We start from the raw sequence: 9,421 nt of genomic DNA on the forward strand, positions 1-9,421 counted from the left end.
GCCGAAACGGGCACAGGCCCGTTTTTTAAGCTATTTGTGATTTTAAAAGATAACATACCATGAAAAGAAATCTGTGGGTGGTGCTGGCGATACTGCCCTTATTTTTTACAGGATCTATAGCCGCCCAGGCAGTAAATGAGCCACTGAATAATCCCGAATGGATTAAACCCTGTCAACCTTTTCGTATTGCAGGCAATTTGTACTATGTGGGTACCTACGATCTGGCTTCCTATCTCATTGTAACCAATAAGGGAAATATACTTATCAACACGGGCTTGTCAGGCTCAGCTGAACAAATTAAAAAGAATATCGAATCACTGGGGTTTAAGTATTCTGATCTCAAAATACTGCTGACGAACCAGGCGCATTATGATCACATGGGTGCAGTAGCTACTATAAAAAAGCAAACCAGCGCAAAGTTTTATGTAGATGCAGCGGATGCCCCTGTTTGCAAAACCGGGGGTACCAACGATTATGAACTCAGTCACCTGGGCAGGAGCTTTGTGCCCGTAGTGCCTGACCGCCTGTTGAAAGATAAAGAGCGGATACAGTTAGGTGATACAAAACTTATAATGCTGCACCATCCGGGGCATACCAAAGGATCCTGCAGTTTTATGCTTGATGTTAAGGATAGGGATAAAACTTTTAAAGTATTGATCGCAAATGTTCCTACAATCATTACCGACAGGAGCTTTGCGGATATCCCGGCTTATCCGCAAATTCGCCAGGATTATGCTTATACCATTAACGCCATGCAACAGCTGCAATTCGATCTGTGGGTGGCCGCCCATGCCAGCCAGTTTGAGTTGCATACCAAAAGAAAAGAAAATGATGCGTACAATCCTGCTGTTTTTGCAGATCGCAAAGGATACGATACAATGCTCGAAAAGGCCGCCAAAGCTTTTGAAGCGCATCCGTAAAAACTTATACACCGGATGTTAACTGCCGGTTTGTATTTTAGGCGGGAGTCGCGGGCGATAAACCTTTTCCCTCTATTTTTGTATTTATACAAATCAGTTTTTATATATGTCAGACGAGAATACAGAAAGAGTGCATTGCTTAATTATTGGTTCAGGCCCTGCTGGCTATACCGCAGCTATATATGCTGCACGTGCTAACCTGAAACCGGTATTGTACCAGGGTATACAACCGGGCGGACAATTAACTATTACAACAGAAGTAGAGAATTATCCGGGATATCCTGATGGTATCCAGGGACCGGAAATGATGATAGATTTTGAGAAACAGGCAAAGCGCATGGGCGCTGATATCCGTTATGGCATTGCCACCAGAGTTGATTTTTCGGGGCATCCGCACAAAGTATGGATAGATGATGAGAAGCTGGTAGAGGCCGATGCTGTGATTATTTCTACCGGTGCTTCGGCGAAGTGGCTGGGCCTGCCAAGTGAAGAAAAGTTTAATGGCTTTGGTGTGAGCGCCTGTGCTGTTTGCGACGGATTCTTTTTTAGGGGAAAAGATGTAGCGATTGTAGGGGCAGGGGATACGGCTGCCGAAGAAGCGTTATACCTTTCCAAGTTATGTACTAATGTGCACATGATAGTTCGCCGCGATGAAATGCGTGCCAGCAAAGTGATGCAGGAGCGTGTGCTGCATGCGCCTAATATACGGGTTCATTTCAATACGGAAACAGAAGAAATTTTAGGGGAAAAGACTGTTAATGCCGTTAAAATAAGAAATAATCAAACCGGGGCGGTTTCTGAGATCCCGGTTGCGGGATTTTTTGTTGCTATTGGTCATCAGCCTAATTCTGATATTTTTAAAGGTCAGCTGGACATGGACGAAACAGGCTATATCAGCACCATTCCCGGAACCTCCAAAACCAACGTGGAAGGTATATTTGCTGCAGGAGATGTGCAGGATAAAACCTATCGCCAGGCTGTAACGGCTGCAGGCAGCGGTTGTATGGCTGCTTTGGATGCGGAAAGATATTTAGGAGCTAAAGGCTTGTAACATCTTATAAAAATATATGTTGATAACATTACACCTGGATAAATTAAAATTCTTCGCCTACCACGGAGTTCATGAAGAAGAAAAGCTGTTAGGGAACGAGTTTGAGTTAAATATTTCCGTCTCTTTTTTTTCAACCCAACCCGTAGTTGAAAATATCGGTGATACCATTAATTATGCAGAGATATACGCTTTGGCAAAATCAGAGATGCTGCAGCCGCGCGAATTGCTGGAAACCTTTCTTTCGCAATTGGCAGAAAAAATAAAAGCTACATATCCGCAAATTGGTAAGCTCAGGATGAGCTTATACAAATTACAAATGCCTCTTACTAATTTCGAGGGTAGGATTGGTGTGGAAATAGAAAAAGACTATTAGTTATGGCCAGCCTGATTTTCATTGTGTTCGAAATCCGGTAAGGAATCTCAGATCCAACCAAGGATTTGAGGGATTAATTGAAATTAACATTATCAATTGAATACCTACAACTGTTGCTGCTTAAAAAAAGTACCGGGTATTTTAAAAAAGAATATCTGAAAGCCTGTTTTCAAAAGTTCATTTGATTTCAGATAGCTGGTATTAAAAGATTGCCGTTTTTATCCATTCCGCATTCATCATATATTCCTGCTCTGTTTTTATCTCGGATAAAGTATTTTTTCTGGGGTTAAAAAACAGAAAATATTCCCTAGCTGTTTCGTCATGATATGCCGGTCAATGACCCTATAACCGGAAATTTATCTGACATGACCAGCGAGCAGAAATTTACATAACAGTTTAATCAAACGATTACAGGAATTTATCTATTCTAAGAGAATTTTTTCTATACAATCGCTCAGCAGGTGAACAATGAGGACACGTATATATGAATTCTTCCTTTCTGTGGGAAAGATCACTGAATATATTTATGCGTTATAAGGTACAGTGTTGTAGCATATTCTATGTATTTTATCTGTGATCAGTTGCATTAAAGTAGCTCCGGAACCATTGTTTTTTTGATAAGGAGGGAAGTTTTTTCAATAATGAAACCGATTGCAGAGAAAAATTCATATTTTTACTTTTTAAACATCATAGCCATGTTACGAAAAAGAATAAAATGCCGGTATAAAGAGCTACAGGGCATTTAAATTACAGGTGCTTGTTTATAACGTTGATATGAAAAAACAAATTTTATTTATTGTACTCATTTTGCTCTCTTATGTAATAAAGGCAGAGAATGGCTATGATCTGTGGCTGCGATACCGTAAGATTGACGATCCTTCGGTATTAAAAAAATACCATGCGCTTACACGGGGCTTTTCATTACCAGCATTAACCCCTGCCCTGAAAATAGCAGGGAAGGAATTGGGTGCAGGCCTTAAAGGTTTGCTGGGTATGGATGTGCAACCAAACAGGGTCGCTGCTCAGCATAGCCTGATTGCCGGTACGCCGGCCTCATCTGTTCTTATAAAGGACTTTCTTGCTGCAGGCAATTATCACCTGGGAAAAGAGGGGTATGTGATACGGTCGCAAAAAATGAATGGACGTAATGTAGTATTCATAGCAGCTACCGGTGATGCCGGCGTTTTATATGGTGTATTTAACTTTTTACGTTTGCTGCAAACCCACCAGGATATTACAGCGCTTTCAATAATAAGCGTACCTAAAATTCAACACCGTATTTTAAACCACTGGGATAATTTGAACAGAAGCGTGGAACGTGGATACGCCGGTATTTCTATTTTTAACTGGCATACGTTGCCGGATTACATAGATCAACGTTATATAGATTATGCACGTGCCAATGCCTCGATCGGAATCAACGGTACTGTGCTCACCAATGTAAATGCCAGCTCGCTGGTACTTACCAGGGAATACCTGTTAAAAGTAAAGGCACTTGCCGATGTATTTCGACCTTATGGACTGAAAGTGTATCTTACGGCCAAATTCAGCGCCCCGGTTGAGATAGGAGGCCTGAATACAGCAGATCCGTTGAACAGTAAAGTAATTCGTTGGTGGAAGGACAAGTGCAGCGAGATATATACTTTAATTCCTGATTTCGGCGGATTCCTGGTGAAAGCAAATTCGGAAGGCCAGCCTGGACCGCAGGGGTATGGAAGAAGCCATGCTGATGGCGCTAATATGTTTGCAGAGGCTTTGGAGCCTCATGGAGGTATCGTTATGTGGCGGGCCTTTGTGTATGATGTAAGGGTTCAAAAAGAAGACGAGCATTTTCTGGAGGGAGTAACAGGAGAGCATACACAAACCATCGCATCGCAAGACCGGTTTAAACAGGCATTTAATGAATTTAAACCACTCGATGGGAAGTTTAAAAAGAATGTATTGGTACAGGTTAAAAATGGTCCGATAGATTTTCAGCCGCGCGAGCCTTTTTCCCCGTTATTTGGAGCGATGCCTCAAACGCCGCTGGCAATAGAGTTCCAGATCACCCAGGAATACCTGGGTCAGGGTACCCATATGGTTTACCTGGCTCCTTTATTTAAAGAATACTTAGATGCTGATACCTACGCAAAAGGCAGGGGGTCTACTGTTGCCAAAGTTATAGATGGTTCGCTCGATAATCATACGGTAAGCGCCATTGCGGGCGTAGCTAATATCGGCAATGACAGGAACTGGACCGGGCAGTTGTTTGGACAGGCCAACTGGTATGCATTTGGGCGGCTTGCATGGAACTATCAGCTGTCTTCGCAGCAGGTAGCTGAAGAATGGCTGCGGCAAACTTTTACAAATGATCATGTATTTATAAGCACTGCCCGTCAAATGATGATGACTTCAAGAGAGGCCGTGGTAAACTATATGACTCCTCTGGGGCTGAACCATATTATGGGTACCGGACATCATTACGGTCCTGCACCCTGGGTAGATAATGCCGGGCGGGCCGACTGGAATCCCGTTTATTATCACAAAGCTGATAAACAGGGGTTAGGTTTTGACAGAACTGCTACAGGGAGTGATGCGCTGGCTCAATATGCTCCGGAGGTGCAGCAGGAATGGAGTAATATCAATACATGTGATGAAAAATATATCCTGTGGTTTCACCATGTGCCCTGGGATTTTAAAATGAAAAGCGGACGGTCTTTATGGGACGAGCTCTGCTATAAGTACAACAGTGGTGTAGATTCGGTGCGATGGATGCAGGCAACGTGGAGCAGCCTGAAGAGGTTTGTAGACGATGAAAGGTATGAGCATGTTAACATGTTACTGAATATACAGGAAAAAGAAGCAGAATGGTGGCGGAATGCCTGTTTGTTATACTTCCATACTTTTTCCGGAATGCCGGTTCCCGGTAACTATGAAAAAGCAAATCATAATTTAGATGATTATAAATCCTTAAAATTTCCTCATGCTCCAGGAATTGGAGGTAACCTGTAAATTATTTGAAATGAAGCGTTTTATCCCTGTTATTTTTGGTTGTTTCTTATTGCTGTGCAGCTGTGCCCCGGGCAAAAAAAATACGGCCACCACTCCGCAACCCGTCCCTTCTTTAAAAGATCTTTTTAAAAATGATTTTTTGATTGGAGCGGCATTAAGCTGGCCCCAGGTACAGCAAAAAGATCCGGTGGCTGTAGCCTTGCTGCCGTATCACTTTAATGCAGCTACTCCCGAAAACATTATGAAGGCCGAAGAGCTACGACCTGCCTGGGGAAAATACGATTTTTCAAAAGCCGATCAGCTGGTCGAATACTGCAGGAAAAACCATATTCTTGTGAATGCGCATACGTTAATATGGCATAGCCAGATGCCTGCTTTTGCACGGCGCATAGAGAGCGTCGATTCCTTTCGTACATTCTTTACCGATCATATAAAAACAGTGGCAGGACGTTATAGCGGTAAAGTACAGTCATGGGATGTAGTGAACGAAGCATTAAACGAAGATGGCACTTTACGTAAATCACCGTTCTTAAATAAGCTAGGAGCGCATTTTATAGTAGATGCTTTTAGATTAGCGGCTGAGGCTTCGCCCAATACAGATTTATATTACAACGATTATAATAACGAGCAGCCTAAAAAACGTGCCGGCTGTATTGAAATTGTAAAAAAAATTCAGCAGGCGGGGGTAAAGATTGATGGAGTAGGTATCCAGGGCCATTGGCATATAGGAAAAGTGCCTTTTAAAGAAATTGAAGAAAGTATTTTAGCATATGCAGCATTAGGTATTAAGGTGGCTTTTACCGAATTAGACATTGAAGTATTGCCAAGATCATTTACAGGGGCAGAAGTTAGCCAGCGCATGCAGGCTAATGAAAAATCTAACCCTTACATCAATGGCCTGCCTGATAGTGTACAACAACAACTGGCAGATGATTACGCGGATCTTTTCAAATTATTCTTGAAACATAAGGATAAGATATCCCGGGTTACATTCTGGGGAGTACATGATGGTCAGAGCTGGTTAAACGGCTGGCCAATCAGAGGCAGAACCAATTATCCTTTATTGTTTGATCGCCAGGGCAAGCCTAAACCCGCATTTTACAGCGTGGCAGCGACTAAAAAGTAGCCTTCAATTTTAATTCCTATAATTATGAGTTTAAAAACAACTGCTGATTCTCAAAAGCTTTCTGTAATAGAGAAAGTAGGCTACAGCCTGGGCGATCTTGCTGCTAACCTGGTATTTCAAACACTGGTTACCTACCTGGCTTACTTTTATACCGATATTTATGGTCTTAAAACAGAAGATGCAACGCTGGTAACTCTTATTGTAGGGCTGGTAGCAGCCTTTGCTTTTAATCCGGTAATTGGTGTACTTGCAGACAGAACACAATCAAAATGGGGGAAATTTCGTCCCTGGATTTTATGGACAGCTGTTCCGCTGGGCGTAGTTGCCTTACTGGCATTCAGCACTCCCGATTTTTCCTACAAAGGAAAAGTAATATATGCTGTTGTAACTTATTCGTTATTGTTGCTGCTATATGCGGCTAATAACCTTCCTTATTCAGCATTGAGTGGTGTTATTACGGGCAATATGAAAGAGCGGAACAGCCTGTCTTCTTATCGTTTCGTAGCTGTGATGTTTGCACAGTTCTTCGTACAGGTTTTTATGTACAATCTGATATTGAAGGCAGGTAACGGAAATAAAGCAGCAGGTATGGAAAAAGTAATCACCGTGCTGGCCATTATAGGTACACTCATGCTACTGATTACTTTTTTTACTACCCGGGAACGGATCATACCCAAACCTGAGCAAAAATCAACGCTTAAAGAAGACCTGGGTGATCTGTTCAAAAACAGGCCCTGGATTCTTATCCTGGTAGTTACCATCCTTATTTTTATAACCCTTGCAATGAAAGGCGGTTCCTATGTTTATTACTTTGAAAATTACGTAAGCCAGGAAGAGCTTCATCATTTTCTCAACCCGATAAAGCCTTACCTGCCCACATTCGAAAATGATACTTCGTTAGGGCTCGGTGTATTCAACGGCGGAGGGATATTGGTTGGCCTGATAGGAATTATGATATCCAAAACACTGGCAGATAAATATGGCAAGCGTAATGTATTTATGGTTTCTTTATTTATTTCTACACTGTTCATTTTACTGTTCTATTTTTACCCGCCTCAATCTGTAAAACTGATTTTTGCCACACAGATCCTGCATGGCTTTTTTTACGGTATCAGTACTCCCATTCTTTGGACTATGATAGCGGACGTGGCAGACTACAGTGAGTGGAAAACCAACAGGAGGGCTACTGCCATCATTTTCTCAGCCATGATGGTAGGCTTGAAAGCCGGCTTGAGCATTGGGGGGTCATTGGTTGCAGGTATATTGGGGCTTTACCACTATGTATCACAAAGTACGGTGCCGCAATCAGCCTCTGCCATACAGGGAACTAAAATGCTGGTAAGTATTTATCCCGCTATCCCGTTCCTGGTAGCAGTGGGTTTATTGTTTTTTTATGTAATAGATAAAAAAATGGAAACACAGATAGAAACAGATCTGAAACAAAAACGTTTGGGGATGTAAAGAGAATATGATGAAACATGTATTATGTACTATGATCATGAACCCGGCTTTAGCGCTGCTGTCAGCAATAAAATATTAAACTGTAACATGCCCATTTATTATAAATCATATTTCTAACATATTTAAATAATATCCCTTCTTTGGAGGGGTTGGGAGGTCTGCATTATGCCAGAAGAAAATATCAATCACATTAATTTTAACGAGCTGAACCAGAAAGCCCTGTCACAGCCACTGGTAAATCATATATACACAGCCGATCCCTCGGCACATGTGTTTAAAGGAAAGATTTATATCTATCCTTCTCACGATATAGATGCCGGTGATGCATTTGATGACCTGGGCAGCCATTTTGCAATGGAAGATTATCATGTTATTTCTATGGATAGTCCACATGGAGCAGCAAAAGATAATGGGCTGGCATTGCATGTTAACGATGTGCCCTGGGCTGAAAAGCAAATGTGGGCACCCGATGCGGCTGAAAAAGATGGCAAATATTATTTGTTTTTTCCTGCCAAGGGGTACGATGGTATTTTTAAGATTGGTGTTGCCATAAGCGAGTCCCCAACAGGGCCTTTTATACCACAGGCGGAGGCTATCAAAGACAGCTTTTCTATAGATCCGGCTGTTTTTAAAGATGCTGACGGTAGCCACTATATGTACTTTGGCGGTATCTGGGGCGGACAGCTGCAGCGCTGGCGTAGTGGTAGCTTCAATGCATCGGAGCCTGAAAATCCATTTGCTCATTTGCCTGGAGATACCGAGCCGGCTTTATGTGCAAAGGTTGCCAAACTTACAGATGATCTGCTGGAATTTACAGAGCCCGCCAAAGATGTGCTGATTGTGGACGACAAGGGTAACCCGCTGTTACAGGGCGATGTGGACAGGAGGTTTTTCGAAGCAAGCTGGTTACACAAATACAACGGCAAATATTATTTTTCTTATTCCACCGGCGACAGTCACTTTATCTGCTATGCCATTGGAAATAGCCCTTATGGACCTTTTACCTATGCGGGCAGGATTTTAAACCCTGTAGTAGGCTGGACCTCACATCATTCCATTTGTGAGTTTGAGGGAGATTGGTATTTGTTCTATCACGACAGCAGCCTGAGCAAAGGTGTTACACATCTGCGCAGCATTAAAGTTACAAAGCTGGAACATGATGCCAATGGGTTTATAAAAACAATTGACCCTTACAACGATCTGGAAATTCTGGTTTAGGATGACAAACTGTGAATTTGTTTGAGCATGACAGACGCAGGCTTCTGTCATGAAAAGGCAGGTATAAGACATTGCATGTATATTTTTTGGGGATTAGCCCGTTGGGCTATTTCTGTTTTTGTTAAAATAAAAGTGAAAAAATTACATATTGTAATAACTTGCTACTGAGTTGACTTGCTTGTCATAAACAGGCACAAATAATTGCGAATCAAGTTCTTTAAAATGACAAGTAGAAAAAGCTTCAACTTTGAAGAGATAAAGCAACCTGTGGCAGCGTAACA

At 42.1% G+C, this 9,421-nt stretch carries 7 protein-coding genes; all 7 read left to right on the top strand.

From position 1 onward, the window contains the following. Positions 1-59: 59 nt before the first annotated feature. The 7 genes from bla (at position 60) to ACYVBM_RS19465 (ending at position 9,140) form a co-directional block, all read left to right on the top strand. Complete coding sequence (gene bla, locus ACYVBM_RS19435; RefSeq protein ID WP_460687366.1) at positions 60-920, top strand: subclass B3 metallo-beta-lactamase; 861 nt, start codon at positions 60-62, stop codon at positions 918-920. 106 nt (positions 921-1,026) lie between these two features. Then, a complete protein-coding gene (gene trxB / locus ACYVBM_RS19440; RefSeq protein ID WP_460687367.1) occupies positions 1,027-1,971 on the top strand; it encodes a thioredoxin-disulfide reductase in 945 nt (314 codons plus the stop codon). A gap of 16 nt (positions 1,972-1,987) precedes the next feature. Further along, positions 1,988-2,344: a dihydroneopterin aldolase gene (locus tag ACYVBM_RS19445; RefSeq protein WP_460687368.1), complete on the top strand. Its 357-nt coding sequence runs from the start codon at positions 1,988-1,990 to the stop codon at positions 2,342-2,344. A 774-nt stretch (positions 2,345-3,118) separates the two neighbouring features. Beyond that, on the top strand, positions 3,119-5,335 hold the full coding sequence (locus ACYVBM_RS19450; protein ID WP_460687369.1) for an alpha-glucuronidase family glycosyl hydrolase: 2,217 nt from the start codon (positions 3,119-3,121) through the stop codon (positions 5,333-5,335). Positions 5,336-5,345: 10 nt separating this feature from the next. Next, positions 5,346-6,461, top strand: a complete 1,116-nt coding sequence (locus ACYVBM_RS19455; RefSeq protein ID WP_460687370.1) for an endo-1,4-beta-xylanase — start codon at positions 5,346-5,348, stop codon at positions 6,459-6,461. 24 nt (positions 6,462-6,485) lie between these two features. Next, a complete protein-coding gene (locus ACYVBM_RS19460) occupies positions 6,486-7,922 on the top strand; it encodes an MFS transporter (RefSeq protein WP_460687371.1) in 1,437 nt (478 codons plus the stop codon). A 165-nt stretch (positions 7,923-8,087) separates the two neighbouring features. Then, a complete protein-coding gene (locus ACYVBM_RS19465) occupies positions 8,088-9,140 on the top strand; it encodes a glycoside hydrolase family 43 protein (protein ID WP_460687372.1) in 1,053 nt (350 codons plus the stop codon). Positions 9,141-9,421 lie beyond the last annotated feature (281 nt).

It is taken from the genome of Niabella aquatica (assembly GCF_054779315.1).

What these genes read in the sequence shown, in the direction of transcription:
- trxB (WP_460687367.1), top strand. Translation starts at nt 1,027, where the DNA reads ATGTCAGACGAGAATACAGAAAGAGTGCATTGCTTAATTATTGGTTCA.
- ACYVBM_RS19460 (WP_460687371.1), top strand. Translation starts at nt 6,486, where the DNA reads ATGAGTTTAAAAACAACTGCTGATTCTCAAAAGCTTTCTGTAATAGAG.
- ACYVBM_RS19445 (WP_460687368.1), top strand. Translation starts at nt 1,988, where the DNA reads ATGTTGATAACATTACACCTGGATAAATTAAAATTCTTCGCCTACCAC.
- ACYVBM_RS19465 (WP_460687372.1), top strand. Translation starts at nt 8,088, where the DNA reads ATGCCAGAAGAAAATATCAATCACATTAATTTTAACGAGCTGAACCAG.
- ACYVBM_RS19455 (WP_460687370.1), top strand. Translation starts at nt 5,346, where the DNA reads ATGAAGCGTTTTATCCCTGTTATTTTTGGTTGTTTCTTATTGCTGTGC.
- ACYVBM_RS19450 (WP_460687369.1), top strand. Translation starts at nt 3,119, where the DNA reads ATGAAAAAACAAATTTTATTTATTGTACTCATTTTGCTCTCTTATGTA.
- bla (WP_460687366.1), top strand. Translation starts at nt 60, where the DNA reads ATGAAAAGAAATCTGTGGGTGGTGCTGGCGATACTGCCCTTATTTTTT.